Below are 24,536 nucleotides of genomic sequence, written 5' to 3'. Positions count from 1 at the left end.
CCCCACGACCGCGCCCCCGCCGCCGACCCCGTCTGCGCCAGATCGCCCACCACGGTCAGCGACTTGGCCGGCACCCGCCGCATCACCATCCGCCAGGCCATCGGCGACAGCTCCTGCGCCTCGTCCACGATCACGTGCCCGTAGGCCCACGAGCGGTCGGCCGCCGCCCGGTCGGCTGTGGTCAGGCCCGAGGCGTCGTCGGTGTGCCGCTCGGCCAGCACGTCGGCCCGGTCGAAGATGCCCTGCTCGGCCACCCCGGTCGACTGCAGCACCTCATGGGCGTAGAGCTCCTGCTCGGCCCACGCCCGCGCGGATTCCCTGGCCGCCGAGCGCCGCGCCGAGTCGTCCTCGCCGAGCAGCTCGGCCGCCTCGTCCAGCAGCGGCACGTCACCCGGCGTCCAGGCTGAGCCGGGCGGGCGTACGAGCTTCCGCCAGTCCAGGTCCGGCGGCGCCACCGACCGCAGCGTCTCCTCCGACGACAGCAGGTCGTCGATCAGCCGCTGCGGCGTCAGCTCCGGCCACAACGCGTCCACCGCGCGCCGGACCTCCGGCTCACCCCACAACCGCCGCGACGCGAGCTCCAGGTCGATCTCGTCCAGGTCGGCCTCCAGGTCGAGCGGCTCGTTCAGCTCAGGCTCGTCCACCTCCAGCTCCTCGATGTGCAGCGACTCCTCCAGCGCCCGCGCCTCTGCCCTGGCCAGCTCCTTCAGCAGCTCGCTCACGTACAGCTTGCGCGCCATGTTGTGCGGCAGCCGCACCGCCCGCGCCCGCTCGCGCAGCCGCGCGCACACCTCGTACGGCACCCGCAGCCGCAGCCCGTCCAGCTCCACGACCAGGTCACCGTCCGGCACCGCCTGGCGCAGCTCCAGCGCCCTGGCCACCACCCCGGCCATGCGCGGATCCCCCTTGGCCACCGCCGCGCCCGGCGCGTCGGCCGCGCTCGCCCGCACCCCCGGGAACATCTCCCCGACCGTGACCATCACCACCTGCGTCTCCCCCAGCGCCGGCAGCACCTGGCTGATGTAGCGCAGGAACATCGGGTTGGGGCCCACCACGAGCACCCCGCGCCGCTCCAGCGTGTCGCGGTGGGTGTAGAGCAGGTACGCCGCCCGGTGCAGCGCCGCCACCGTCTTGCCGGTGCCGGGACCGCCCTGCACGACCAGCGCCCCCTGCAGCGAGGAACGGATCACCCGGTCCTGCTCGCTCTGGATGGTGGCCACCACATCGCTCATCCGGCCCGTCCTGCCCCGGCGCAACGCCGCCAGCAGCGCAGCCTCCCCCACCAGCGCGCGCCGGTCACCGTCGCTCATGCCGTCCAGGTCGAACACCTCGTCGTCGATGCCGACCACCGTGCGGTCCTTCAGATGCAGGTGCCTGCGGCGCACCAGGCCACCGGGATCGGTGGCCGTGGCCACGTAGAACGGCCGCGCCGCCGGCGCCCGCCAGTCGATCAGCACCGACTCGTGCCCCTCGTCGCGCAGACCGATCCTGCCGATGTACGTGCTGTGCCCGGAGCCGTCGTCGAGCCGGCCGAAACACAGTCCGCGCTCGACCGCGTTGAGCTGGGCCAGGCGCCGCGCCTGCTCGGAGGCCATCGTCTCGCGCTCGACCATCGCCTGGCGGGTGCCCGTCGCCCTGCTGTACGCCGCGCGCAGCGCCTCCTCCGCCCGCTGCCGGGCGACGTCGAGCCGGCCGTACAGCCACGACACGGCACGCTGCTCGCTGTCAAGGGCTTGCGCGAGACCATCTTGACGATTAGCCATTCGCTGGTATACTCCTATCGGGAGGGTTGTGAATGCTCATGCTAGGTAAAGTCAGCATTCGAGCTTAACCCCCGCGTCCGCGCGCGGCAACCCCACCAGACGTCTCCTCGTCCGCGTGCGCGTATCGTCGTGTCAGAGGAGGCGACGATGGCGAAGACGACCACGATCCACGTGCGACGCGTCCACGACGAGCCCGCAGGCGACGACGGCACCCGGGTCCTGGTCGACCGGGTCTGGCCGCGCGGAATGGCCAAGGACCGGGCCCACCTCGACGAATGGTGCAAGCAGGTCGCACCCTCCACGGAACTGCGCACCTGGTACGCCCACGACCCCGACCGCTTCGAGGAGTTCGCCCGCCGCTACCGCGACGAGCTGCGAGACCCGGAACGTGCCGAGGCCCTCACCCACCTGCGCGAACTCGCCAAGGACCGGCCTCTCACCCTGCTCACCGCGACCAGGCGGCCCGAGATCAGCCAGGCCGCCGTCCTCGCCGACGTGCTCAGCGCGTAAAGCAGGGAAAGACGGCCCTCGCACGCGTCATCGCCGGCACAGGCGGACCAGGCGCGCCGCCTACTACGGTGATCAGTGTTCTGGCGGCCAGCCCCTCCTCGCCCGCGGGGCCGTCGAGCCGGATCGACAGTTCCCACACGCCGCTGACAAGAACAGCTCGCCCACCCCGACGAAGCGGCCGGGCCGGTGCCGGTCACCGTACGGCCGTCCTCGACCGAACGGATTTCCAGCCCGATAGTCATCTGGCAGGTGTGGCCCAACGTGCACGCCGGCCCGCCAGGGGTTCGCGACCGTCCCCACCGGGTACCTCGCCGAACTGGTGGCGGGTTCCCGCGTTTCGCCGCCTTCGGGCTCTCCGGCATGCTGTGACACAACCATTTGCGGGCCTCGGCCCGGTGTACGCGCCGCTTCCCGCCGGCCCAGCGGGACCGATCACGCTGATTCGGCGCTGAGGGTCTGCGCCACGGGCCTGCGGGCCGCCAGGCGCGTGGGCAGGGCGGTGAGCGCCGCCGTCGCCACAAGAGTCGCGACCACGGCGCCGAGCAGCCAGGACGACGGAGGGTCTGCCGCGTTCCTGGCGGCGAAGAGCGAGAGCAGGCCGGTGCCCAGCGGCACCCCGATGACGGCGCCGGGCACGCTGGGCAGGAGCTGGGCGGCCGACAGCCCAGCGGAGACCTGCCCCGGGGTGGCGCCCAACGTGCGGGCGATCGCCAGGTTCGACCGGGCCTCCATGGCGGTGGTCCAGGTGAACGTGATGGTGTTCACCACGGCCAGGACGATCAGCAGGACGGTCACGGCGAGCATCAGCCGGCGGTCGTGCTCGCCCCGCAGATTGGGCAGCACGGAGGAGCCGTCCAGGCCGTAGCCCCGCTCCGGCTGGGCGTACAGGGTCAGCAGCGCGACGATCCCCATCACTGTGGTGGCGGTGGCGCACGCCTGCAGCACGGCGCGGCCCGGTCGGCGGGCAGTCAGCCGCAGGCCGAGCAGCAGCGGCGTGGGCAGCAGCGCCGACAACGCGGTGAGCCAGGGCCGGTGACGAGGCTGGTGGGCGGTGGCGCCCAGCGCCGTGACGGTCGCCGTACGCAGGGCGCGCAGCGTGGGACGCAGGGCCGACAGCACCGCCACCGCCGCGGCGAGAGCGGTCGCCGCGGCCACGGTGCCGCCGCCCGGCCCGGCGGCCTCGCCGATCCGGCTGGCGGTGGGACTGGCGATGACCGGCGCGGCCAGGTGGGCGACCACCAGCCCCAGCACGTCGCCGGCCAGCGCGAGTGCCAGATACTCGGTGAACAGAACGACGGCGATCAGACCCGGCCCGGCGCCCACGGCCTTGAGCAGCCCGGCCCGGCGCGTCTGCTCAACGGCGCGTCCCGCCGCCAGCGCCGCCACTCCCGTGACGGCCAGGAAGCTCAGCAGCCAGCTGCCGACGACCAGGATCGGCAGGCTGTTCCTCAGGATGGCCATGTCCTGCTCGGCCGTGAACTGCCAGGAGTGGAAGTGGGCCACGAGGGGCAGCTCGCGGTGGGCCTCGCGGAAGGCCCCGGTGGCCGCGGGATCACGCAGCTTGAGATCCACGGCCGTGGTCACCGGCAGATCGCGGGACGAGGCCAGGTCCCGGGCGTCGGACCGGGTCATCCACGCCAGGCCGCTGTAGTCGACGGGACCGCCGCCCGGGCCGATCTGCGCCCCCCAGGGATAGACGGAGGTGGCCGCGGCCACCGCGATCCCGACAACGGGGTAGGAGCGGCCAGCGATGGCGACGCGGTCACCCACGCCGGCGCCCAGCGCCGCGGCGAAGCCTCGTTCGAGCACCGCGCCGCCGGGACGCACCCAGCGCCCCGAGGTCACCAGCGGCCGGTTGACCGCGCCGGGCTTCTCACCGAAACCGTGCACCACCACGTTGGAGGTGCGGCCGCGCGCGGTGAGGCCGGCGTGGACGACGCGATAGGGCCCGTGGTGGGCCACCACGTCCGGATCATCGGCCAGCGAGGACAGCGCCCTGGTGACGGCGGGACCCGACTCTCCCGACAGCACCACCACGTCCGGCCCCGCGGTGGCCGCCCGGGTCTGCTCATACAGCGCATCGCTCACGCCCCGCAAGGACAGCCCCGACGCCATGGTGGCAGTGGCCACGGCCACCGCGAGCACGAGCATCACGGCCTGAGCCCTACGCCGGCGCACACCGGCCAGCACCAGGCGCGCGACCAGCACGACAGCGCCCATCAGCCGTCCAGCCCGATCAGCCCGCCAAGCCCCCGCCCGTGAGAACCGGCCAGGTAGGTGTCGTCGGCGAACATCCCGTCACGCATCGAGAGCAGCCGGTCCGCGGTGGCCGCGACCCTCTCATCGTGCGTGACCATCACCAGCGTCTGCCCCGCCGTACGCAGCTCTTCGAAAATCCGTAACACCTCCAAGGTCGCCGCGGTGTCGAGGTTGCCGGTCGGCTCGTCGGCCAGAACGATCAGCGGATCGTTGACCAGCGCCCGGGCGACGGCCACCCGCTGGCGCTGCCCGCCGGACAACTGCGACGGCAGATGCCCCGCGCGGCCGGTCAGCCCGACACGTTCCAGCAAACGGCCCGCCCGCCGCCTGGCCTCACGCCGCGAGCCCCCGGCCAGCAGGACCGGCAGCTCCACGTTCTCCGCCGCCGACAACTCCTCCACCAGATGGAAGGCCTGAAAAACGAACCCCACCGAACGGCGCCGCAACCGCGCCAGAGCCCGCTCACTCAGCGTGTCCACACGCCGCCCGCCCAGCCACACCTCCCCGCCGCTCGGCCGTTCCAGACCGCCCAGCAGATGCAGCAACGTCGACTTCCCGCACCCACTGGGCCCCATCACCGCCAGCATCTGCCCCCGCGGCACCTCCAGATCCACGGCGTCGACCGCGCGCACCAGGCTCTGCCCCTGACCGTGATGCTTGACCAGGCCACGCACCCCGACCACGGCAGCCGGCCCGTTCACGCACCCTCGCCTTCGTCATCGGTGCTCGACCAGGCCCGCTCGCAGGCCTCCAGCCAGCGCAGGTCCGCCTGCAAGCGCAACACGACCCCCTCCAGCAGCAGACCGGCGGGCGACCCCACCGGCTCGGCCAGCGCCGCCCGCTGCGCCTCACGCAGCCGGCGCAGCAACTCACGGCGCTGCGCCCCCACCAGCTCCACCGGATCGGCCAGCCGGGCCGCGGCCGCCGCGGCGAGCTTGAGATGAAACTCCGCAAGATCCGGTTTCGGCCAGCTCACTTCGGACAACCAGGCGCTCACCCGCTGCTGCCCGGCCGCCGTCAGCGCGTAAACCTTGCGCTCCGGCCGCTCGGGCAGACCGTCCGCGCGCTCACCGACCACGAGTCCCGCCTTCTCCAGCCGCGCCAGCGTCACATAGATCTGGCCGGGGTTCATCGACTCACCCAGCGGGCCGAGGCTGCGCCGCAGCCGGGCACGGAGGCCGTACCCGTGCGACGGCTCCTTGGCCAGCATCGCCAGCACCGCGTCCTGCATGCCAACCCCCTAACGGTTGGCTAATAGATAGCGGTTAGCCATCAGAGGTGTCAAACGGTACGCCTCGGGAGTTCCCGGGGCCGCCGAGCGGTCAGCTAGGCGGCCCCGGGTCGGTCGCGACCTTCGGACCGGGCCGCCGGTTGGAGCAGAAGACGCACCAAGGGCTCCAAACCGTTGCGGGCGGGTATCCGAGCACGTCGGACCCGAGATCGAAGGCAGAGTCACGAGCCACACTGCAGATCGATGGATCACTGAAGCCCGCCCATGTGGCACCCGACGATCGGCCACCCCTCAGACCCTCTGAGACAGGGTGCTAACTTGACGGTCCATGTCGGACTATCTGCGTGAGCTGTTCTCCCTGCACGGCCGGCGCGCCCTGGTCACCGGCGGCAGCTCCGGAATCGGGTACGCCATCGCCGAAGCCATCGGCCGCGCCGGAGCCGAAGTCGTGGTGGCCGCCCGCAGGCAGGGCCCGTTGGACAAGGCCGTCACCCGGCTGCGCGAGCACGGCGTCACCGCCTCCCCCATCAGCGCCGACCTCGGCGAGCGCGGCGACGTCGAGCGGGTCTGCGCCACGGCGGGCACCATCGACATCCTGGTCAACGACGCCGGCAACAACATCCGCAAACCCATGGCCGAGCTCACCGTCGACGACTACGAACGCACCGTGGCCGTGCACCTCACCGCGCCGTACCTGCTCGGCCAGCACTTCGGCCCCCAGATGGCCGAACGCGGCTGGGGACGGATCATCAACATCGGCTCCCAGCAGTCGATCAGCGCCTTCGGCGACAGCGGGGCCTACGGCGCGGCCAAGGCCGCCCTCGCCGGGCTGACCCGCTCCCAGGCCGAGGCGTGGTCGGCCCGCGGCGTGTGCATCAACACGATCATCCCCGGATTCGTGCTGACCCCGCTGACCGAACCCGTCCAGGCCGTGCCCGGCCGCGTCGAGGCGCTCGCCGCCCGCCACATGACGGGCCGCAACGGCCTGCCCGAGGACTTCGCCGGCGCCGCGGTGTTCCTGGCCGGTGACGCCTCCGCGTTTGTCACCGGCCAGATGCTCTTCGTCGATGGAGGGTTCTCGGTGCACTGAAACGGGATTATGCTTAGACCCGGCGCCTTTACTTTGTAGATCATTTACGTCGGATCTGGCGCACCCCTGCCCCGTCGTGCCAGGCGTCCATGACCAGCTCGTCGCCCTCGACCCTCGTCCACACCACCTCCGTCAGCTCGATCCGGAACAGGTGAGAGCCGGAATCCGACTCGAACGCCTCCAGCACCGCCGGGTCGGTGACCTCCACCGCGCGCCCGGCGAGCTTCACGTCGCCCTTCCACCCCGACGGGTCCTCCCCGCCGGGCTCCGCCGAGGCGACGTGGATAGCCATGCGCGGGTCACGCCGCAGGTCCAAAGCCTTGACGGCCCGCGGCATCGACCCCGTCCACAACTGGCCGTCGCGCCAGCTCGTCTCGATGCCGCTGACCCGCGGCGAGCCGTCCTTGCGCAGCGTCGCCATGACCCGGTGTTTACAGCTCTCCATCAGCCGCCGCGCCACTCCCGCCAGCTCGGGAGCCTGCCGCTCGAACTCCTGCCATGAAGCCATGGACGCCATCATGAACGACATCACCGATAGTTCACCACAGGGCGAGCTCCGAACCCGTGGCCTCAGACGCTCACCCCACCCTGCTAGGTCCCGGCCTAGCCCTCCGGGGCTCGCCACCCGCGTACACGAAACCGGCGGGGACACCGGCACCACGGTCGCCGAGCTCGTTTGGCGAACCGGCCTGCTCCCCGTACATTAGTAAACGAACAGACATTTACTATTAAGGAGATCCCCTTGACCGCCCGTCATCCCTTCACCTGCAAGGTCTTCATCGGCATCAGCCTCGACGGGTTCATCGCCCGCGAGGACGGCGACCTGCACTGGCTCACCAGCCGGGGCGAGGCCGCCGGCGACGACCTCGGCTACAACGCGTTCATCAAGGACATCGACACCGTCGTCATGGGACGCGGCACGTACGAACCCGGCCTGACCTACGACCCGTGGCCGCACGCGGACAAGCACGTAGCCGTGCTCAGCAGCACCCTGCCCGAGGACGCCGACCCCCGCGTCACCGTCCACCGCGACCTCGGCGCGCTCCTGCGGCACCTGACCGAGCGCGGCGCCAAGGGCGTCTACGTCGACGGCGGTCAGGTGATCCGCGCCTTCCTGCGCGCCGGGCTGATCGACGAGATGACCCTCACGACGGTCCCGGTGCTGCTGGGCACCGGGCTGCCCCTGTTCGGCCCGGTCGGCGGCGACATCCCGCTCACCCACGTGTCGACCCAGGTGTTCGGCGCGGGAGTCGTCCAGTCCACCTACCGGGTCCACCGCCCCTCCTGAAGCCGCACATTATAACGTTCGCCCAGCTCACGCGGCTTGTGACGGCATGGCCGCGGTGTAAGACTGGACCTGACGGAGGGGGAACGTCATGATCGAAGTGAAGAGCATCGACAAGCCGGACGAACGCCGCGACTTCCCGATGGGCCACCTGGAGGTGTGCCACCTCAGCGGGCTCACCTTCGGCGTCGCCACGTTCGAGCCGGGCTGGCGCTGGTCGGCCTCGGTCAAGCCGATCGCGGGCACGGACCTGTGCGAGGTCCACCACAACGGGTTCGTCGCCGAGGGACGCCTGCGCATCCGCATGAACGACGGCACCGAGGCCGAGGTGGGGCCTGGCGAGGTCTTCGTCTGCCCGCCGGGACACGACGCCTGGGTCGTCGGCGACCGACCGGCCGTCGTCTACGACTTCGCGGGCGGCGCCGCCGACTACGCCAAGGCCAAGGGCGGCTGATCGCACCGCTCACCGCCACATTCCGGCCCGGCCCTCCATCGGGCGGGGGACGGGCCGGACACAGAGTACCGGATTACGAGGCGGGCACGATGACCCACGGCAGCCGGCTCGGCAAGCTCCAGCGTCGCATACGGCCCGCGCCTGCCCGCGTAGCCGTTCGCGGCGGCAACGCGCAGCGGGTCCACCACGTTCTCCGGTTGTCGTCGCGAGACTGGCTGCCGCCGGTGCTCGGGTCCGCTCCGGTCAGGTGGCCTGCGACCGGCGCCAGCGTCGGCGGCCCGGTGCTGGCGAACGACCCTCTCGCCGCTCCCACCAGCGCCACCTCCGGCTGCCACGCCAGGCTGTCCCAGTCGTGCACCGCCCGCACCTGCCGACCCTGCCACCGCAGGTTGTGCGCCTCCGCCGCAGCGGGCTCAGCGAGTCGCAGTGGACGGCGCGCAGCCACCCGTACATCGACCGGCTGGTCATGAGCGGGAGTACCCGATCCTGACGAAGATCGTGACGGAGGGGCCAGCCGCACCTGAGCCGCGCCGACCAGTTCCGGTACGGGCTCCAGCGCGTCCTCGACTGCATCGCCACGGCCCTCCCGTCAACGGCCGAGCCTTAGCGGTGGGGTGTTCAGGCCATGGTCCGCCGCATCTGCTCGGCATTCACCACCAGGTGACGGAGAACCTCGATGGTGTCGGCGTACCTTTCCGCCGTCACTCCGTCCCTGATCTGACGGCCTGCTCGCTCGACCTCGCGCGCCAGGGCGGTGTGCGCGGTCTCGCCCTCGGGGGTGAGGCTGTAGGGCTCACGCCCGGTGATCCAGCCGCGCTGCTGCAGATCGTCGATCGCCTGGTCCAGGTCGACCGAACTCCCGGACCAGAACGGCCGGAGCCCCTGTGCGATCGCCTCCCTCGTAGCCGGCCCGCGCCGGCCCGCTCGGTCGAAGTCGGGCCCTGGGGCGAGCAGGTTCATCGTCTGCCAGTGGCGCCGGTGCAGCCCCTTCGCCGCGAGTACTCGGTTGAGGTTGTCCTCGATGAGCTGGTCGAGGAGCTTCAGCCAATAGCCCAGAGGGCGACGTTGTTCCATGCTGATCCCTTCTGCGACGACCCGGCACGTCCGGTCCCGGCCGTCGGGTGTCATGGGCGCAGGACCGTTTTTCCGGTGGTGGCGCGGGATTGCAGGGCGGTGTGGGCGGCGGGCGCGTCGGTGAGGGCGAACCGCTGACCGATCACCGGGACGAGTCGTCCATGGGTGAGCGCTTCAAGGGCATCGCGCTCGAGTGTCCGGGTGCCGCCCGGGCGCTGGAGGATGCGGGCGCCGATGGCGGAGGCGGCGCTGATGCCGCGGCTGAACAGGTCGCCGGTCGACAGTTCTGTCAGGGATCCCGAGGACGAGCCGAACATCACCAGGCGTCCGGTGACGCCGAGCAGTTCCAGGGCGCTTCGGCCGATCTGGCCGCCTACCCCGTCGAGGGCGAGCGTCACCGGGCGGCCCGCCACCGCGTGGCGTACCTCGTCGGGCCAGCCGGGCCGGGTGTAGTCGATGGCGTGGTCCGCGCCGGTCCGGCGGGCGAGCGCGACCTTGCCGGGACCGCCCGCGACACCGACGACCGTCGCGCCCGCCGAACGGCATGCCTGGACCAGCAGGGTCCCGATTCCGCCGGCGGCCGCGGTGACCAGGACGACGTCGGCGGCGGTCGGCGCCGCGAGTTCGAGGATCGCCATGGTCGTCCGGCCGGTGCCGACCATGGCCACGGCACAGTCGGCGTCGACGTCGTCCGGCAGGACGTGGACGGCCGCCGCGGGAGCCAGCGCCAGTTCGGCGTATCCGCCGCTGGCCAGACCGAGATCGGCCACGACGCGTCGACCGAGGAGAGCGGCGTCGGCGTCGGCGGCGACCTCGTCGATCGTTCCGGCGACCTCCCGGCCCGGTGTCATGGGCAGGCGGGGCGCGACCCGCGGCCCGCCTCCACCTTGGCGGATGACGGTGTCCAGCACGTGGACACCTGCCGACTCGACCCGGATCCGCACCTGGTCACCGGCCGGGTGGGGGTCGGGCACCTCCTCCATCCGCAGTTCCTCGGGGCCGCCGAACGCATGTTGCCGGATCGCTCGCATCACCCTCGGCCCTCTCCGCCGGCCAGCAGGGCGTGCTTGTCCATCCATGCGACGAGCGAGGCGGCGATGGCCTCGGGCTGGTCCTCGGGGGTGTGGTGGCCGGCCGTTCCGTGCGTCTCGATCTGCAGAGCGGACATGTGGGCGGCGCACCAGTCGATGATCTGCGCGCTCATCATCTGGCCCGGGCCGGGCTCGAAGGCGAGCAGGAGTTTGGGTACGTCCGCGCTGGCCGCCAGCCACTGGCCGTAGGCGTCGACTCTGGCGACGACCTCGGCGGGCTCCCCGTCCAGCGGCATCGCCCGCGGCCATTGCAGTAACGGGACCCGGGACTGCCGGGTCGGGTACGGCCGGCCGTAGACCGCCAGGTCCTCCTCGCTCAGCCCGGGGACGGTACGCGGCAACGCCTGCTCGATGAAGGCGTTGTGGTCCAGCACCAGTTGCTCGCCGACCCCGGGTGTGCGCATCGATGCGAACAGCGGCCGGGCGTCGGCGGGGAACTCCTCCCACGACATCGGTTTCACGATCGTCTCGGTGAACGCGATGCCGAGCACGCGGCCGAGGTGGCGGGCGGCCCAGTCGAAGGCGAGCGCGCCGCCCCAGTCATGGCCGACCAGCACGACCCGGTCAAGGTTGAGCGCGTCGAACCAGGCGTCGAGATATTCGGCGTGGTCGGCGAAGCTGTAGGCGATGTCGGGTTTGCCGGACTCCCCCATGCCGATCAGATCGGGTGCGAGGCATCGGGTGAACGCTCCGGCGACGGGCAAAATGTGCCGCCACAGATACGACGAGGTGGGGTTTCCGTGCAGGAAGACCGTCGTGGCCGGCCCGGTGCCGACCTCCCGGTAGAAGATCGTCGAATCCAGGACATGTGCGGTGGGCATGACAGGCTCCCCTGAAGGACAGGATACTAGACAGGTATCTGACCACTATGAGATCTAGACAGGTGCCTGTCAATATGAACGGAGACCCCTCCGCGAAGCGGCTGCGAATTTCGCTGCTGCTGCGCCTGCTCCACCGCGAGTACACCGCCGGCATCGACGCGGCCCTTGCCGAGGCGGGCTTCGGCGACATCCGCTCCGGGGACGTCAAGGCGCTCCCGTTCGTCCCGCCAGAGGGCATCCAGGTCCGTGACCTGGCCCTCCGCGCCGGTGTGCGTAAACAGACCATGGCGCAATCGGTCGACCAGCTGGAACGGGCGGGCTACCTGGAACGCCACCCGAATCCCCACGACGCCAGGTCGCGACTGGTTGTGCTCACCGAACGGGGAAAAGCGGTCCAGCCGCTGGCGGCCGGCGCGGGAGACCGGATCGAGGAACGGTGGGCCGAACTGACAAGCCCCGAGGACGTCGAGGCTCTCCGCGCCCAGCTGCACCGCCTGCTGGACCGCATCGGGGAAGCGGACCCCGATGCCGCCGCACGCCTGACCTCGATCGACAGGAGCCGACTCGACCAGCAGTGAGAGAGTGTCACCTCGGCTCAGCTGTCACATTCGGAGGCCCGGCGGTGTCTTCATGTCGAACACCCAGAACGCACACCTACAGGAGAACGTCATGGCGCTTCGCGTGCCCAAGGCCGAGCTTCCCGCCGACCTCAGGGACAACATGATCAGGCAGTTCGGCAGCGTGCCCGAGAACGTCGAGGTGCTGTGGAACAACCCCGCACTGGCCCGTGACAACCTGGAGTTCGGCGCCAAGGCAGGCGCGTGGAAGGCCGCCGAGCCGAGCCTCAAGTCGTTCGCGCACATGGCCGTCGCGGCACAGATCGGTTGCAGCTGGTGCCTCGACGTCGGCTACTTCCAGGCCCGGAACGACGATCTGGACCTGGCCAAGGCCAGCCAGGTGCCGCGCTGGCGGGCCTCGGACGTGTTCACCCCGCTGGAGCGGGACGTGATGGCGTACGCCGAGGCCATGTCGAACACACCGCTGACCGTCACCGACGAGCAGTACGCGAGTCTGCTGGAGCGGCTCGGCCCTGCGGCGATGGTCGAGCTCACCACGTACATCGCCTACGTCAACCTCGCCACCAGGGCCAACGTGGCGAACGGGGTCACCTCGCAGGGCTTCTCCGAAGCCTGTGAGATTCCGCTGGCCGAGGCCCCGGGGAAGTCCGGCGCGGCGCCGGCGGCGTGACCAGGGACACGATGACCGAGGACCCGTTTCTCACCCACCGCAGCCTGCTGTTCACCGTCGCCTACGAGCTGCTCGGGTCGGCGGCCGACGCGGAGGACGTCCTGCAGGAGTCCTGGCTGCGGTGGGCCGGTGTCGATCGCGCGCAGGTGAGCGCCCCGCGGGCCTACCTCGTCCGGCTCGTCACCCGGCAGGCGCTCAACCGCCTGCGCACGCTGTCGCGCATCCGCGAGGACTACGTCGGCGAATGGCTGCCTGAACCGCTGCTGACCAGCCCCGACGTCGCCGACGACCTCGACCTCGTGGAGAACGTCTCGATCGCGATGCTGACCGTGCTGGAAACGCTCGCGCCGACGGAACGTGCGGTGTTCGTACTCCGCGAGGTCTTCGATATGCCCTATGGGCAGATCGCCGAGGCCGTCGAGAAGTCCCCGGCCACGGTACGGCAGATCGCCCGGCGGGCCCGCGACCGTGTCGCGGCCCGGCAGCCCCGGGTACGGGTGAGCCGATCGGAGCAGCAGATCGTGGTGGAACGGTTCCTGGCCGCGGTGCGCACCGGGCAGGTCAAGGAGCTGATGGAGGTCCTGGCGCCGGACGTGGTCCTGATCGTCGACGGCGGCGGGCTCCCGTCAGCCGCCCGGGCTCCGATCCATGGGGCCGCACTCGTGGCGGAGTCGCTCGCGCTCCCCAACCGGACGGTGTCGGCCGTCTGGCTCAACGGCGCGCCCGCCGGCCGGGTCGAGACCGACGGTCAGGTGGCCGCGGTGAGTCTGGTGGTCGAGAACGGGCGGGTGAGCCGGATCCACGCGGTGGCGAACCCGCACAAGCTGACGCGGCTCAGGGAGCCGACCAGCCTCACCCGATAGTTCGCGATCGCGTCATCGCAGGCCCGCGACCGGATCGACCGGCCGCGGGCTCGACGCCCGATCGGCGCCACTCGTTGATCGCTTTTCCAGGTGCGGATACAGGTTGCCCAGGACCCGGTTGCCGGGACGCAGCCCCCAGGAGACGAGCCTGCAGAGGGTGAACAGGAAGGTGTAGCCGACGTGGTACCACTCCGAACCGACGCCAGGTGGGAGATGACCGCGCCGGAGAAATTGAAGAATGCACCGGCGTAGGCCCATTCCATCAACCGGGTCGATCTCGGCGGGAGTATGGCCGGAGCGGACAATACTCTCCACAATCCGATGAGCAGGAAGTATGCGCCGTAGCCGAGGGCCCGCATGCCGGCCAGGGTTTCCGGACGTTGCGTCAAGTCGGCCACACCGCCGCTCAGCGGCGCCCCGGTGAAACTCAGGGTGGTCACCCAGGAAATGATCCTGGTGAACGTGTTCTGTGCTGGCTGAGGTGCAGTTCCAGGACGTCGCGGACGTAGTCGATCCGCAGCAGGTCCCAGAGGCCGCCCACGAACGACTCGGCCGCGATGAGCAGGGTCGAACCACTCGCTCTCGGCAGGCAGAAATTCTTTAGCGGCCACTTATCGCTCTCCTTCTTTGCCTTCGACAGCTGTGAAAGATCGCGAAGTGGCCGCCCTCATGTCACATCGATCTCCCCTCACGGGCATCAAGGCGATGTACAGGTTCAAACCCGTACACCACTTCCGTGGACGCTAACCCAACGCCGCTCGCTGTTCGGTTGCCAGTCTCACCGCCCCGTGGCGGAGTTCGTATGGCGGACGATACGCCGTGGCGAGTTGCTGGTGCTCTCGCCTTTGGCAGTCAGGATGGCTGGACTTCGTCGAAGAGGGCGAGGGCTTCGGTGGGGTCCGGGCTCACGAGGCGTTCCAGACCGGCCGTCGTGATCTTCGCCCACCTGCCGGCCCGTGCCCACATCTGTTCCTCGAAGGCGCGGACGGCCTCGTCCAGATCGCCAGGCCCGGGGGCGGCGGCGACGGACTCGGCGAGTTCGGCGCCTTCCAGCATCGCGAGGTTCGCGCCCACCCCCAATGGGGGCATCAGATGGGCGGCGTCGCCCAGGAGCGTCACTCCGGGGACGTGGACCCAGGTGTGGGACACGGGCAGGACGTAGAGGGGGCGGTGGACGAAAGCGGTGCCGTGGCGGAGGAGATCGAGGACGGGAGCGGCCCAGCCGTCGAACAGAGCCAGCAGACCTGAACGCACGGCCTCGACGTCGACCGAGTCCAGGCCCATATGCCGGTCCAGGTTCGTGTGCCAGTCCAGCGGCGCGCGGAACTGGGCGTACACCTTGACGTGGCCGCCGCTGTTGCGCTGGGCGACGAGGGCGCGGTTCACGCCGTACACAGCCATGGAACCGTCGCCGATCAGCCGGGCGAGGTCGGGGTGGCGGGTGTCGACGTCGTCCAGCGAGGTCTCGACCAAGGTGACGCCGGTGTAGTGCGGCGTCGCGGACGAGACCGCCGGGCGGACCCGGGACCAGGCGCCGTCCGCGCCGACCACGAGATCGAACGTCTCCTGCCGCCCGTCCGCGAAGTGGACCAGCACGCCATCCCGGGTCTCCGGCACCACCTCCGTCACGCCCCGCCCCCACTGGACGTCGAGGGAGCCGAGTAGCAGGTCACGGAGTTGCCCGCGGTCGATCTCGGGATTGGCCCGGTCATCGGGACGGGGTTGCCAGTCGCGAAGCACGGTCCCGTCCGTGTCCAGGATGCGCATGGCCTGCCCCTCGGGACGGGACAGCGCCTGGAACTCCGCCAGCAGCCCCGCCATGCTCAGCGCGAGCTGGCCCATCCTTTCGTGCAGGTCCAGCGTGCCGCCTGGGGGACGGGCGTCGGGAGCGGGATCGCGTTCGAGGACGGTGACGGGGTGATCGAGGCGGTGCAGGACGCGGGCGAAGGTAAGACCGGCGGGGCCGCCCCCAATCACGGCGATACGATGTCTCATATAGATACACTGTATTTTGATGAACGGTGTATCGCAACAGTACGATGTAACGCATGACTGTGTGGGACCGGCCCGAGCCGCCGACTCGCCCCGCGCCGCTCGACCGGGAACGCATCGTTGCCGCCGCCATCGCGCTGGCCGACCAGGGCGGACTGGAGGCGGTGTCGTTGCGCAAGGTCGCCGCCCGGCTGGACGCCGGCCCGATGCGGCTGTACGGGTACATCTCCACCAAGGAGGAGTTGTTCGACCTCATGGTGGACGAGGTCTACGCCGAGATCCTCCCCGAGGAGCAGCCCGGCGACTGGCGCGAGGTGCTGCGCATCCTCGCCCACCGCACCAGGCAGGCCACCCTCCGTCACGAATGGCTGGCCGACCTGCTCGGCGGCCGCCCGACCCTGGGCCCGAACGCCCTCGCCGTGACCGAGGCCACGCTGGCCGCCCTCGACGGCCTCGCTGACCTCGACACCGTCATGCGCGCCGTGGAGACCGTCAGCGCCTACTTCACTGGCGCGATCAGGCACGAGATCGCGAACCTGCGGGCGGAGCGCGCCACGGGCCTGTCCAAGCGCGACTGGCAGCGCGCCTCCGGCCCGCATGTGACGAGGATGCTGGCCACGGGCCGCTTCCCGGCGCTCGCCAAGGCCGTGCACGACGGCACGGAGGTGGACGCCGAGGTGTCCTTCGCGACCGGCCTGGACTGGGTCCTCGACGCCGTGGCCGCCAAACTCGCCCGGCCGCTGACGTGACGCCCAGGATTTCCAGGTGACATCCGTGGCACCGCATGACGCCGCCAGACTGCGCACCTACCTGCTCGACCTGGCCGACGACAGAATCCTGAGGTAGGGGGTGCCTCGGGCTGGTGCACGGCGCCTGAGCCTGCCGAAGAACTGGCCCGCCCTCCCCACCGCCTGCCCGGGTCCGGGTACGCACCAGCCATGCGCAAGCACACACCGATGGACATAGACGCTGCCGCCCGGATCCAGTCCGCCGCCGCCGAGAACCCCGACAACGACACCGCCGATTCACTACTGCGTGAGCTGATCACGCCCGCCGTCGGACAGGATGATCTGAACGCCTGAGGACCGGAACGCACCATCAGAACACCGTCTCGACTTATGATGCGGATCAAAGGTGATGGACACTAGACGTCCGCTCTTTTGCCGTCTTCGGGGGCAAGCCCGTTAGCGGCGATCACGTCGCGATACCAATATCCCGAGGACTTGATGGTCCGCCGGCCGGTTTCGCGGTCGACGTGGATCAGTCCGAAGCGGTTGTCGGGATCGTCCAGCAGGGACCACACGCTCCAACCGCGCAGGTCGACGCCGTCGCAGATGGCGTGATGCGCAGACCGCAGGTGGTCGCGGATGTACATGCGGCGGGCCGTGTCCTCGACGGTGCCGTCGGCGGTGACGGTGTCGGGGAAGGCGGCACCATTCTCGGCCACGTAGAGCGGCAAATCGCCATACCGGTCGCGGATGGCGCACAGGACACTGCTCAGTCCGTCGGGAGCGATCTCCCAGCCCAGCTCGGTGACCGGCCCCGTGGGATCCGTCACATGCACGTCCAGCAGCTCCGCCAGAACGGTTTCCTGGCGTTCGATCGCCGCCAGCTCGGCGATGCCGAGCTGTTCGAAGCCGTCGGGAAGCGCATCTGCAGGTGTATGTCCGGGCGTCGACCCAGTGACGGACAGCCGGAGATAGTAGACGACGCCGAGGAAGTCGATCGGAGTGGAGATGACGGTCAAATCGCCCTCGGCGACCGATGGCCACTCACGCTGCAGTCGATCAGGCAGGTCGTCGGGGTAGGCGCCGAGGAGGATCGGGTCGAGGAAGAGCCGGTTGAAGTAGCAGTCGGCGCGCCGGGCCGCGTCACGATCGGATCGGCGATCGGACGCCGGCCGGATGTCGGTCATCACGGTGCTGAGGCCGATCTCGCCGTGGGCGCGGCCGGCCCGGAACGCCTGGACCGTGAGGCCGTGCCCGAGCAGCAGGTGGTGGCCGACGCGCAGTGCGGTCCGCAGGTCCCGGATGCCCGGCGAGTCTTCGCCGACCACATGCCCGAGGTGGACGATCGACCAGGGTTCGCAGATGGTGAGCCAGCGGGCGACACGGTCGCTCAGCCGGTCGTACATGACGGCGGCGTAATCAGCGAACCAACGCGCGCAGTCGCGGTTCGCCCATCCTCCACGATCTTGCAGCGCCGCCGGCAGGTCCCAGTAGTACAGGTAGGGGAAGGGCGTGATCCCGGCTTCCAGCAGCGCGTCGACGAGTGCGTCGTAGTGATCGAGGGCCGCCCGGTTCACCGTGCCGACTCCCTCGGGAAAGACGCGTGACCAGGAGATCGAGAAGCGGAACGCCTGCAGTCCGATCTCCCGTGCCAGAGCTACGTCCTCCTGGAAGCGCCGATAGTGGTCGACGCCGTGCTCCAGCGACAGGCCTGAAGCTCTGTTACCGGGGGTTCTGGCGAAGGTGTGCTGAATCGACGGCCCGGCGCCGTCGGCGAGAGGCGCGCCGTCCATGAGGAACCCGGCGGTGGACGCGCTCCAGAGGAAGCCCTCTGGGAACCGGATGGAGCCGGACTCGCCAGGGCCGGCAACGCCGGGCTTGGGGGCGCCTGAGGACATTGTTCCCTCCCTTGTTACACTAATGTATACACATGGAATATACACACATATGTAACAAGGGGTCGTACCTCATGAAAGGCACCAAGGGCGAGGAGACTTCCGCCGCGCCGACGCCGAGACTGGCGCGCGTTCATCGCCGCGAGCAGATACTCGCCACCGCCACCCCGATCTTCGCCCAAGCTGGCCTGGCCGGGACGAGCCTGGACGACATCGCCACCGCGGCTGGCGTCAGCCGCATGATCCTTTATCGGCATTTCGCGTCGAAGGACGATCTGTACCAGGCGGCGCTGAAACGCGCCGCCGGTCACCTGGCCCAAGCCGTCGGCGACGAGGTCACCGAAGACACCGTGCAGGAGCTGGTGGGCTGGGCATCCACCGATCCCGACGCGTTTAGGCTGCTCTTCCACCAGGCCGCGAGGGAGCCGCGGTTCCGATCCGACATCGACAAGCTGCGCGAAGACATGGCGCAGGCGGTCTACCGCAGCCTCGCCGAGACGATAGACGACCGGGTCTGGGCGAAGTGGGCCGCGCAACTCTCCCTGACGGTCACCGTCGAAGCCATTATGACCTGGCTGGACATCGGCCGGCCTCAGCCCGCCAGAGCCGCCACCAGAATCGGCCGCGCGGTCAGGGCCGTCCTGCAGTCGGCGCAGGAAGATTGATCTCCGCTCCGCCATGGCCAGAAGCCGCCGGCGCCATGGGCAGCCCGCCGAAGCTCCACGGCCTGCCCGGCGAAGACGACCAACGCGGAACTCCCCACGCGGAGAGAACAGGCGAACTGGCCGTGCTTTCCTTTCCCCGAAGGGTGTGCAGCTCGAGCTCAGGGAGCATGCGGCTAGGACGTCATCCTGCTGGAGCTGGCTGAGCACGCCCGCGAACGCAAGGTGCAGGTCGCGATCTCTCGACCGGGTCGGTGCTGTGCGGGATCATCGGCGGCTCCAGCGTCTGCAGCTCGCGTTGTCCTCGGGTACGGGGAAGGTCCTAGCCGGTTCGGCGATGGCCTCGTTCACCCCACCCTGGTGGCCGGGATGGCCAGGTGGGCGGGCAGACCGGCGGCCTGGCGAGCCGCCAGCGTCACGGTGTCACGGTAGTCGGCCAGAGCGTCGTCGTGGCACTGACGCGCCAGCGCGATCATCTCCTCGGCCACGGCCAGCGCCTTCCTGCGCGCGCTGGACGCGCCCGTTGCTGCGTCCCCCAGCGCCTGGTAGGTGACGGCGCGCGCCAGTGCGAGGTGTCGCTGCCCGCTCAGCCCTGACCAGGAGTGACGTACGACACCGCGGCGGAGCAATGATCGAAACCTGTGGATTTGCCGGGAAGAGTGTACCTTCCCAAATCATCCGATGATGGTTTCGAGACAAGGCCGACGTTGGCGCGTCGGCCGGGAAGGCACACCCGTGCCGCTTACCGTAGTGCCCGAGTCGCCCGCTGACGACCACGACAGCTGGCCGCCCCTGCCTCGCCCTCGTTGATCGACCAGATCGACCGTGAGGGCGCCCGAAAGATGCTCGCCGCGGCCTTGCAGAACCCATCAAGATCATTTCCGCCACCGTCGCCCACGTGGGCACCTACCAGGCCCAAGCACACGGCCACGCCGAGGGCACCACCGTGCAGATGACCTGCTACACCGCCGACCATCACGGAGTACCGACGCCCAGCAGCGAGACCGAAGAAATCACCTGGCTGAGCTACGCCGACCGCGACCTCGTGTCCCCAGTCGACCAGATCATTATCGATCACCTGCACCAGACCGGGCAACTTCACTGACCCAGAACACCCAAACCGATCCCCAGGAATTGACCACTGCTCCGCGGCCCGGCGTACAGGCCTCGCCGGGGCCGGGCCGCGGAGCAGTGGTGGTGGCGTTGAGCCGGGGTGGTGCTTATTGACACCTCATGGGGTTCGTGCACGGGTACCAGGACGATGTGCCGTGGATGGAGCTGTGGGTACTCATCCGAAGTGGCGAGTTCTCAGGCGCTCTGGCGAAGCAGGTGGCGAGTTCTCATCTGATGTGGCGAGGATGATCAGGTGAGAGGGGGGAGCCCGATGGGTGTGCGATCTCCCGGCTCGTCTTCTGAGACCGAGGTGGCGGTAGGAACGAGACGGCTCCGGCGGATCATCTTGGCGGTCGTCATGGTATGTCTGCTGGCAGGTGCTGACAGGGTGGGGCCGCAGGTGCGGTACTACGTCGCGCAGGGCCTTCGAGTCGGCTACCCGGCAGGCTGGCAAGTCGACGTCGATGCTGACTTACGCCCGCCGATGGTCATGACTGCCGAGCCGCCGTGGTGGCCGTTCGGTTGGTTTGCTGAATATCAGGTGTCCCTGATCCCGCATGGAGCCTCGTTGGAAGAGGCGGTGGAGGAGCATCTCAAGGACGTCCGCGACGTTTACCACGATGTCGTCCTGGAAGAACGCGAGAGAGTGGTGGTGGGGGCCGGTGCGCCGGGCTACATGCTGCGTAGTTCCTTTGTTGAATACGCCCCCGACATGGAAAGCTTCCCCACCGGTGAAATCGTGCTGCTCGCCGTGACGGGACGTGGTGAACTGCTCAAGGTGCGCTACGTCTGCGCACTACAGAGATGTGGATTCGAAGACGTCTCCATCCGCGCTGTCATGCAGTCGATGGTGCCGATGTGAAGGCGCACCTGCCCGTGCCACCTACGCCCGGACAAGACAGCTTCGAGGCGGTGGTCTGGCCCGGCCAGGGTCGTCAGTGGCTCAGGGCAGTGCGGCGAGCAGGAAGATCGCGAGTCCGTGCGCGAGGGCGGCGGCGATGACACCGGATTGGAGCCGCAGAAAGGCGCAGATCAGCCCTTCATACCGGGTGAAGGCCAGCAGTGGCCAGCCGACATCGGTGACCGTCGAGGCCTGGAAGGCGTGGCAGGCGGCAAAAGCAGGGTCGACAGCAACGCCGCGCGAACGGCGCAGGCCTGCCGCTCCAGCCGTCCTTCCAGGAACCCGCGGAACAGCACCTCCTCGGCGATGTTGCCTGCCAGGCTGAGCAGCAGCACCGGCGCCGCTGCCAGCATGCCGCCACCGATGTCCCAGGCGAGGGTGAGCGGGGTGAGTCGGCCACAGCGCACCGGCGAGCGAAGCCCGCTGTCCGGCTTCAGCACGGCGGCGGTCAGCGCCACCGTGCCGAAGGCGAACAGCGGCAGGATGCCCGCCTGGTCGGTGAAGCGCAGCCAGGGCACTCCTCCTGCGGCGCCCAGCCGCCAGAACCCGAGCGGTGTCATCGCGTCCCTGATCAGCACGAAGCCGAAGATGGCCGAAGATGGTCGAAGATGAGGGTCAGGATGCGCAGCAGCGGGTCGTGCAGGATCCGGGCGCCGTAGGCCAGGAGGTCGGGCAGCACGAAGACGTCTCCGGTTCTTCGAAGAAGAGGGAGGCAGGCAAGGACGGGCCATCGCCTCGCCCTCCCCTACCAGCCGTGGGGATGACAGTGGTGGGCGACCACCGCGGCGATGGTGGGGCCACGGTTAGGGACGTCCGGAGCCGGCCGGGCCCATGCCGGTGGCGGGCAGCGGGATGACGGCGCGTACCTTGCCGCCCGCGCTGTGCTGAATCGGTTCGCTGCCCCGTTCGACGCGCACATGGCCGAGGCCGTGGCGGAACAGCAGGTCGCGCATGCGGGCCTCGACCTGGCGCCAGAGGGTTTCGTGGTCACTGCCGGGGGCGGGGTGCAGCCGGATGCGCAGCACGGTGGGCGCGGTGTGGACGATCTGGAAGAGCTCCAGGTCGGGCACCGCTTCCAGCAGGGTGGCCAGCGGCAGCGGGGCGAGGGTGACCGGCGCCTGTTCCCCCGCCGGGCCGGGGCCGGGGAAGGTGAGCAGGTCGGCGGCGCGGCCCTGGACGCGGACGGCCGGGCCGGGGTTGCCGCACGGGCACGGATCGGGCCGGAGCAGGACGCTGTCGCCGAGGTCGTAGCGCAGGATCGGCTGCACGTGGTTGGCCAGGTTGGTCAGCAGCACGGTGTGGGAGGGCTCGCCCGGCGCCACCGGCCGGTACTGCTCGTCGACGGGTTCGAGGATGGCCCAGTCGGCGTTGAGGTGCATCCAGCTCTGCGAGCAGCCGTAGGACAGGAACGGGCATTCGTTGCAGGCGTAGCTGGTGCGCACCTTTGCCCCCAGGGCGGCCGTGATGCGTGCGTACTCGCCGACGGGCAGGCCTTCGGCGGTGAGCATCACCAGGGCGGGGTTGATGTGCAGCCGTCCGGCTTCTGCCTCGCCGGCCAGCAGCGCGCCGATGCTGGCGTAGGGGGCCAGCACCGCCGGGCGGAAGGCGTTGAGTGCGGCCACCAGGTCGGCCAGCGGCTGGTGCACGCTGAAGGCGGCGACGCGGGAGCGGCCGCGCAGCCGGGCGGCGGCCACGGTGGAGGCGAAATGCCCGCCCTCGGGTATCACCAGCGCCATCCGGGCGCCGCCGCGCGCGATGCGCGCCACGTCCCGCACGCTCAGCCAGCCGACCAGCATCCGCGCCAGCATCGCGGAGGTCACCGCCGTCGCGCGGGCGTCTTGCAGGAAGATGCCGTGCGTGCCGGTGGTGCCGGAGGTGGTGGACAGCGTGTAGCGGCCGGCGAACGGCTGGCCGATGCGCGCCGGGTCGTCGGCGAAGGCCCGCGCCTGCGCCAGGGTGACGGCACGGTCGGTGACCCAGTCGTCGAAGGCGGCCATCAGCTCGCGCTTGCTGGTGGGCGGCAGCAGGTCCAGGTCGGCCACTGTGGCCGGCAGCTTCCGGTACAGGTGCTGGTGGTAGGGGGAGCGGGTACGCGCCCAGGCCACGAGCTCGCTCAGGCGGGCCCGCTGCCGGGCGGCCATCACCTGCTCACCGCCCGCCTTGGCCGAGCGGACGTCGGCCAGCAGCCGCAACGTCGAGGTGTTCATGGTGCTTGGTGTCCCTTCTGGCCGGCGGCGCCGCGGCGCCGCCACTGGTAGTGATGGAGGGCTGGGCACGGCGCGACAGGCACGGCCCGGCAGGAGTCACGGCGTCGGCGGCCGGCGACTACCGGGGGCGGGCCTAGCGGCGCTGCGCTCGATGGCCCGAGGCGGGCGATGAACGCGCGCAGGGGCAGCGGCACGCAGGGTGAGCGGCAGGCGGCTCAGCCGTGGGCGCGGCAGCGTGGTGGGAGCCAAGTGGAGGAGTCCTTCCCGGACGGTGGAACCCGGCCGGGCATCCGCGAGGGAGACTCGGCCAGGCATGACTGCGTGGCCGAAGGTCTCGCCCACCGGTCGGTGACCGGTCCCCGCCGCCGGAGAACGCGAGGTTCTCAGCGTGTCGACGTGCGGGCGTTACGGGCTACTCCCCTTCGGAGAAGCCCCAATCTCCCACACAGTTCGGAAATCGCGCAAGTATCGAAGCTAGGAGTGAGTGGCAGGTCACCGGAGCGAGACAATGGACAGACGATGTCGACCTCCCCCGCCCCGAATTCACCCGGCGCCGAGCACCCACTGCCGACCACAGCACAGCTGAGGGCGGCAGCCGAGACTTTCGCCCTGCTGGCCAGCCCGGTTCGGCTGCACCTGATGTGGCTGATCACTCACGGTTCCTATGACGTCAGCACGCTGGCCACGCACGTGGGCATCAGCATCGCCACGGTGTCCCAGCACCTGGCCAAACTCCGCCTGGCCGGCCTGATCACCGCACACCGGCACGGCCGCCGCACGCTGTACGCGGTGGAGGATCCCCATGTGATCACGCTGATCGGCCAGATCTTCGACCACATCGCCCCCGACGGAAGCCTGGCACCCGATCCGCCTCGGTAGTCGCGCTCCCTCAACTCTGCGAAAACAGCCGTACCAGGGAAGCCAGCCCGCAGCAGCAGCGATCGACAGCAACGCGCCTGCATCGACCACGGATGGCCCGCCCCTGGGCCGTGACGCACCAGCAATCAGCGCCGGGCCGCAGACCCTCGATGCAGCTGGGGGTGTGCCGTGCGTCGTGCGAACCCAGCATCCCGATCTTGCGGTCAAGCCGGGGACTGGGCGTCGAGCAGGCCGGCCAACCTCGCCGGCGTCGGTGAGCATCGTGGGAGTACGTGCCCGACTGGAGCTGCTCCGGGCGCAAGGGCACGCAAAGCCGTCTCCGATCGGAACGCCAACGCGCCCTTTCGTTCACCTGCTCGTCAATTCCTGATGCTGCCGGCTCAGTCCAGCCCGGCTCAGTCAGCCCGGCTCAGTCAGCTCGGCGCCGCAGCACCGCCCAGCTTCCCCACCCCGCCGCGCTCTCCACGCCC

General features: G+C 70.0%; 29 protein-coding genes. 14 read left to right on the top strand and 15 right to left on the bottom strand.

The genetic code is table 11. The features are described 5' to 3' along the window. Window positions 1-1,763: HelD family protein (locus tag GUY59_RS36515; RefSeq protein WP_201761758.1), on the bottom strand; the 1,763-nt coding region annotated here is incomplete at its 3' end. A 147-nt stretch (window positions 1,764-1,910) separates the two neighbouring features. On the opposite strand from GUY59_RS36515, the gene GUY59_RS36510 reads away from it, so the two are divergent. Then, window positions 1,911-2,273: a DUF488 domain-containing protein gene (locus GUY59_RS36510; RefSeq protein ID WP_138202541.1), complete on the top strand. Its 363-nt coding sequence runs from the start codon at window positions 1,911-1,913 to the stop codon at window positions 2,271-2,273. 432 nt (window positions 2,274-2,705) lie between these two features. Here the strand turns inward: GUY59_RS36510 and GUY59_RS36505 are convergent, their stop codons facing one another. Genes GUY59_RS36505 through GUY59_RS36495 form a run of 3 tightly spaced genes read right to left on the bottom strand, consistent with a single transcriptional unit; the run spans window position 2,706 to window position 5,763 of the window. Continuing rightward, complete coding sequence (locus GUY59_RS36505; RefSeq protein WP_138202540.1) at window positions 2,706-4,493, bottom strand: ABC transporter permease; 1,788 nt, start codon at window positions 4,491-4,493, stop codon at window positions 2,706-2,708. Further along, the gene (locus GUY59_RS36500) at window positions 4,493-5,233 is read right to left on the bottom strand and encodes an ABC transporter ATP-binding protein (RefSeq protein WP_138202539.1); all 741 of its coding nucleotides are present in this window, start codon (window positions 5,231-5,233) and stop codon (window positions 4,493-4,495) included. Before GUY59_RS36500 ends, GUY59_RS36505 begins: the two co-directional genes overlap by 1 nt. After that, on the bottom strand, window positions 5,230-5,763 hold the full coding sequence (locus tag GUY59_RS36495) for a PadR family transcriptional regulator (protein WP_138202538.1): 534 nt from the start codon (window positions 5,761-5,763) through the stop codon (window positions 5,230-5,232). The genes GUY59_RS36500 and GUY59_RS36495 overlap by 4 nt, the downstream gene beginning before the upstream one ends. Before the next feature lie 328 nt (window positions 5,764-6,091). Here GUY59_RS36495 and GUY59_RS36490 point away from each other — a divergent pair, with 328 nt between their 5' ends. Continuing rightward, the gene (locus tag GUY59_RS36490; RefSeq protein WP_138202537.1) at window positions 6,092-6,853 is read left to right on the top strand and encodes an SDR family NAD(P)-dependent oxidoreductase; all 762 of its coding nucleotides are present in this window, start codon (window positions 6,092-6,094) and stop codon (window positions 6,851-6,853) included. A gap of 40 nt (window positions 6,854-6,893) precedes the next feature. Here GUY59_RS36490 and GUY59_RS36485 read toward each other — a convergent pair whose 3' ends face one another. Beyond that, window positions 6,894-7,361, bottom strand: a complete 468-nt coding sequence (locus GUY59_RS36485; RefSeq protein ID WP_138202536.1) for a pyridoxamine 5'-phosphate oxidase family protein — start codon at window positions 7,359-7,361, stop codon at window positions 6,894-6,896. 234 nt (window positions 7,362-7,595) lie between these two features. Between GUY59_RS36485 and GUY59_RS36480 the strand changes: the two genes are divergently transcribed. Continuing rightward, window positions 7,596-8,141 (top strand): dihydrofolate reductase family protein, encoded by a 546-nt coding sequence (locus GUY59_RS36480; RefSeq protein WP_138202535.1) that lies wholly within the window; start codon window positions 7,596-7,598, stop codon window positions 8,139-8,141. An 88-nt stretch (window positions 8,142-8,229) separates the two neighbouring features. After that, window positions 8,230-8,592, top strand: coding sequence for a cupin domain-containing protein (locus GUY59_RS36475; protein WP_138202534.1), 363 nt, complete (start codon window positions 8,230-8,232; stop codon window positions 8,590-8,592). Window positions 8,593-8,665: 73 nt separating this feature from the next. On the opposite strand, the gene GUY59_RS36470 is transcribed toward GUY59_RS36475, so the two are convergent. The 4 genes from GUY59_RS36470 to GUY59_RS36455 form a co-directional block, all read right to left on the bottom strand. Continuing rightward, window positions 8,666-8,950 carry a hypothetical protein gene (locus GUY59_RS36470; protein WP_171055456.1) on the bottom strand — a complete coding sequence of 95 codons (285 nt, stop codon included), beginning with the start codon at window positions 8,948-8,950 and terminating at the stop codon, window positions 8,666-8,668. A gap of 260 nt (window positions 8,951-9,210) precedes the next feature. Beyond that, window positions 9,211-9,666 carry a MarR family transcriptional regulator gene (locus GUY59_RS36465; protein WP_138202532.1) on the bottom strand — a complete coding sequence of 152 codons (456 nt, stop codon included), beginning with the start codon at window positions 9,664-9,666 and terminating at the stop codon, window positions 9,211-9,213. Window positions 9,667-9,716: 50 nt separating this feature from the next. Then, complete coding sequence (locus GUY59_RS36460) at window positions 9,717-10,697, bottom strand: zinc-binding dehydrogenase (RefSeq protein WP_138202545.1); 981 nt, start codon at window positions 10,695-10,697, stop codon at window positions 9,717-9,719. Beyond that, window positions 10,697-11,578, bottom strand: coding sequence for a haloalkane dehalogenase (locus tag GUY59_RS36455; RefSeq protein WP_138202531.1), 882 nt, complete (start codon window positions 11,576-11,578; stop codon window positions 10,697-10,699). The genes GUY59_RS36460 and GUY59_RS36455 overlap by 1 nt, the downstream gene beginning before the upstream one ends. A gap of 74 nt (window positions 11,579-11,652) precedes the next feature. Between GUY59_RS36455 and GUY59_RS36450 the strand changes: the two genes are divergently transcribed. The 3 genes from GUY59_RS36450 (at window position 11,653) to sigJ (ending at window position 13,689) form a co-directional block, all read left to right on the top strand. After that, on the top strand, window positions 11,653-12,156 hold the full coding sequence (locus tag GUY59_RS36450) for a MarR family winged helix-turn-helix transcriptional regulator (RefSeq protein ID WP_138202530.1): 504 nt from the start codon (window positions 11,653-11,655) through the stop codon (window positions 12,154-12,156). A gap of 91 nt (window positions 12,157-12,247) precedes the next feature. Beyond that, window positions 12,248-12,826: a carboxymuconolactone decarboxylase family protein gene (locus GUY59_RS36445; protein ID WP_138202529.1), complete on the top strand. Its 579-nt coding sequence runs from the start codon at window positions 12,248-12,250 to the stop codon at window positions 12,824-12,826. 11 nt (window positions 12,827-12,837) lie between these two features. Further along, complete coding sequence (sigJ, locus tag GUY59_RS36440) at window positions 12,838-13,689, top strand: RNA polymerase sigma factor SigJ (protein WP_138202528.1); 852 nt, start codon at window positions 12,838-12,840, stop codon at window positions 13,687-13,689. Here sigJ and GUY59_RS51530 read toward each other — a convergent pair. Together GUY59_RS51530 and GUY59_RS36430 are read right to left on the bottom strand one after the other, a co-directional pair. Beyond that, a complete protein-coding gene (locus GUY59_RS51530) occupies window positions 13,575-14,129 on the bottom strand; it encodes a DoxX family protein (protein WP_161714873.1) in 555 nt (184 codons plus the stop codon). The two genes, sigJ and GUY59_RS51530, sit on opposite strands and share 115 nt — an antisense overlap. A 412-nt stretch (window positions 14,130-14,541) precedes the next feature. Further along, window positions 14,542-15,684: an FAD-dependent oxidoreductase gene (locus tag GUY59_RS36430; protein WP_138202526.1), complete on the bottom strand. Its 1,143-nt coding sequence runs from the start codon at window positions 15,682-15,684 to the stop codon at window positions 14,542-14,544. 53 nt (window positions 15,685-15,737) lie between these two features. Between GUY59_RS36430 and GUY59_RS36425 the strand changes: the two genes are divergently transcribed. Further along, the gene (locus GUY59_RS36425) at window positions 15,738-16,430 is read left to right on the top strand and encodes a TetR/AcrR family transcriptional regulator (protein WP_138202525.1); all 693 of its coding nucleotides are present in this window, start codon (window positions 15,738-15,740) and stop codon (window positions 16,428-16,430) included. 189 nt (window positions 16,431-16,619) lie between these two features. Then, the gene (locus GUY59_RS36420; protein ID WP_161714872.1) at window positions 16,620-16,763 is read left to right on the top strand and encodes a hypothetical protein; all 144 of its coding nucleotides are present in this window, start codon (window positions 16,620-16,622) and stop codon (window positions 16,761-16,763) included. 62 nt (window positions 16,764-16,825) lie between these two features. On the opposite strand, the gene GUY59_RS36415 is transcribed toward GUY59_RS36420, so the two are convergent. After that, window positions 16,826-18,352 carry a glycoside hydrolase family 1 protein gene (locus tag GUY59_RS36415; protein ID WP_252375037.1) on the bottom strand — a complete coding sequence of 509 codons (1,527 nt, stop codon included), beginning with the start codon at window positions 18,350-18,352 and terminating at the stop codon, window positions 16,826-16,828. Window positions 18,353-18,378: 26 nt separating this feature from the next. Between GUY59_RS36415 and GUY59_RS36410 the strand changes: the two genes are divergently transcribed. After that, complete coding sequence (locus tag GUY59_RS36410) at window positions 18,379-18,969, top strand: TetR/AcrR family transcriptional regulator (protein ID WP_138202524.1); 591 nt, start codon at window positions 18,379-18,381, stop codon at window positions 18,967-18,969. 344 nt (window positions 18,970-19,313) lie between these two features. Here GUY59_RS36410 and GUY59_RS36405 read toward each other — a convergent pair whose 3' ends face one another. After that, complete coding sequence (locus GUY59_RS36405; protein WP_138202523.1) at window positions 19,314-19,595, bottom strand: hypothetical protein; 282 nt, start codon at window positions 19,593-19,595, stop codon at window positions 19,314-19,316. 269 nt (window positions 19,596-19,864) lie between these two features. On the opposite strand from GUY59_RS36405, the gene GUY59_RS36400 reads away from it, so the two are divergent. Both GUY59_RS36400 and GUY59_RS36395 read left to right on the top strand, forming a co-directional pair. Further along, entirely contained in the window at window positions 19,865-20,071 is a 207-nt protein-coding gene (locus GUY59_RS36400; protein WP_201761757.1) for a hypothetical protein, read from the top strand. A 408-nt stretch (window positions 20,072-20,479) separates the two neighbouring features. After that, window positions 20,480-20,941: a hypothetical protein gene (locus GUY59_RS36395; RefSeq protein ID WP_138202522.1), complete on the top strand. Its 462-nt coding sequence runs from the start codon at window positions 20,480-20,482 to the stop codon at window positions 20,939-20,941. Window positions 20,942-21,111: 170 nt separating this feature from the next. Here the strand turns inward: GUY59_RS36395 and GUY59_RS36390 are convergent, their stop codons facing one another. After that, complete coding sequence (locus tag GUY59_RS36390) at window positions 21,112-21,558, bottom strand: CPBP family intramembrane glutamic endopeptidase (protein ID WP_201761756.1); 447 nt, start codon at window positions 21,556-21,558, stop codon at window positions 21,112-21,114. 225 nt (window positions 21,559-21,783) lie between these two features. Further along, window positions 21,784-23,187, bottom strand: a complete 1,404-nt coding sequence (locus tag GUY59_RS36385) for a phenylacetate--CoA ligase family protein (protein WP_138202521.1) — start codon at window positions 23,185-23,187, stop codon at window positions 21,784-21,786. Between the two features lie 8 nt (window positions 23,188-23,195). Here GUY59_RS36385 and GUY59_RS50250 point away from each other — a divergent pair, with 8 nt between their 5' ends. Together GUY59_RS50250 and GUY59_RS36380 are read left to right on the top strand one after the other, a co-directional pair. Beyond that, window positions 23,196-23,324, top strand: coding sequence for a hypothetical protein (locus tag GUY59_RS50250; RefSeq protein ID WP_269129000.1), 129 nt, complete (start codon window positions 23,196-23,198; stop codon window positions 23,322-23,324). A gap of 382 nt (window positions 23,325-23,706) precedes the next feature. Beyond that, window positions 23,707-24,066, top strand: coding sequence for an ArsR/SmtB family transcription factor (locus GUY59_RS36380; RefSeq protein ID WP_138202520.1), 360 nt, complete (start codon window positions 23,707-23,709; stop codon window positions 24,064-24,066). Window positions 24,067-24,536: the final 470 nt, after the last annotated feature.

It is taken from the genome of Nonomuraea sp. K271 (genome assembly GCF_009908215.1).
Classification (GTDB): Bacteria; Actinomycetota; Actinomycetes; order Streptosporangiales; family Streptosporangiaceae; genus Nonomuraea; species Nonomuraea longispora.
This window is presented reverse-complemented; position numbering and strand designations above follow the sequence as displayed.

What these genes read in the sequence shown, in the direction of transcription:
- GUY59_RS36510 (WP_138202541.1), top strand. Translation starts at nt 1,911, where the DNA reads ATGGCGAAGACGACCACGATCCACGTGCGACGCGTCCACGACGAGCCC.
- GUY59_RS36505 (WP_138202540.1), bottom strand. Translation starts at nt 4,493, where the DNA reads ATGGGCGCTGTCGTGCTGGTCGCGCGCCTGGTGCTGGCCGGTGTGCGC.
- GUY59_RS36495 (WP_138202538.1), bottom strand. Translation starts at nt 5,763, where the DNA reads ATGCAGGACGCGGTGCTGGCGATGCTGGCCAAGGAGCCGTCGCACGGG.
- GUY59_RS36490 (WP_138202537.1), top strand. Translation starts at nt 6,092, where the DNA reads ATGTCGGACTATCTGCGTGAGCTGTTCTCCCTGCACGGCCGGCGCGCC.
- GUY59_RS36485 (WP_138202536.1), bottom strand. Translation starts at nt 7,361, where the DNA reads ATGGCTTCATGGCAGGAGTTCGAGCGGCAGGCTCCCGAGCTGGCGGGA.
- GUY59_RS36475 (WP_138202534.1), top strand. Translation starts at nt 8,230, where the DNA reads ATGATCGAAGTGAAGAGCATCGACAAGCCGGACGAACGCCGCGACTTC.
- GUY59_RS36465 (WP_138202532.1), bottom strand. Translation starts at nt 9,666, where the DNA reads ATGGAACAACGTCGCCCTCTGGGCTATTGGCTGAAGCTCCTCGACCAG.
- GUY59_RS36460 (WP_138202545.1), bottom strand. Translation starts at nt 10,697, where the DNA reads ATGCGAGCGATCCGGCAACATGCGTTCGGCGGCCCCGAGGAACTGCGG.
- GUY59_RS36455 (WP_138202531.1), bottom strand. Translation starts at nt 11,578, where the DNA reads ATGCCCACCGCACATGTCCTGGATTCGACGATCTTCTACCGGGAGGTC.
- GUY59_RS36450 (WP_138202530.1), top strand. Translation starts at nt 11,653, where the DNA reads ATGAACGGAGACCCCTCCGCGAAGCGGCTGCGAATTTCGCTGCTGCTG.
- GUY59_RS36445 (WP_138202529.1), top strand. Translation starts at nt 12,248, where the DNA reads ATGGCGCTTCGCGTGCCCAAGGCCGAGCTTCCCGCCGACCTCAGGGAC.
- sigJ (WP_138202528.1), top strand. Translation starts at nt 12,838, where the DNA reads ATGACCGAGGACCCGTTTCTCACCCACCGCAGCCTGCTGTTCACCGTC.
- GUY59_RS36430 (WP_138202526.1), bottom strand. Translation starts at nt 15,684, where the DNA reads ATGAGACATCGTATCGCCGTGATTGGGGGCGGCCCCGCCGGTCTTACC.
- GUY59_RS36425 (WP_138202525.1), top strand. Translation starts at nt 15,738, where the DNA reads ATGACTGTGTGGGACCGGCCCGAGCCGCCGACTCGCCCCGCGCCGCTC.
- GUY59_RS36420 (WP_161714872.1), top strand. Translation starts at nt 16,620, where the DNA reads ATGCGCAAGCACACACCGATGGACATAGACGCTGCCGCCCGGATCCAG.
- GUY59_RS36410 (WP_138202524.1), top strand. Translation starts at nt 18,379, where the DNA reads ATGAAAGGCACCAAGGGCGAGGAGACTTCCGCCGCGCCGACGCCGAGA.
- GUY59_RS36385 (WP_138202521.1), bottom strand. Translation starts at nt 23,187, where the DNA reads ATGAACACCTCGACGTTGCGGCTGCTGGCCGACGTCCGCTCGGCCAAG.
- GUY59_RS36380 (WP_138202520.1), top strand. Translation starts at nt 23,707, where the DNA reads ATGTCGACCTCCCCCGCCCCGAATTCACCCGGCGCCGAGCACCCACTG.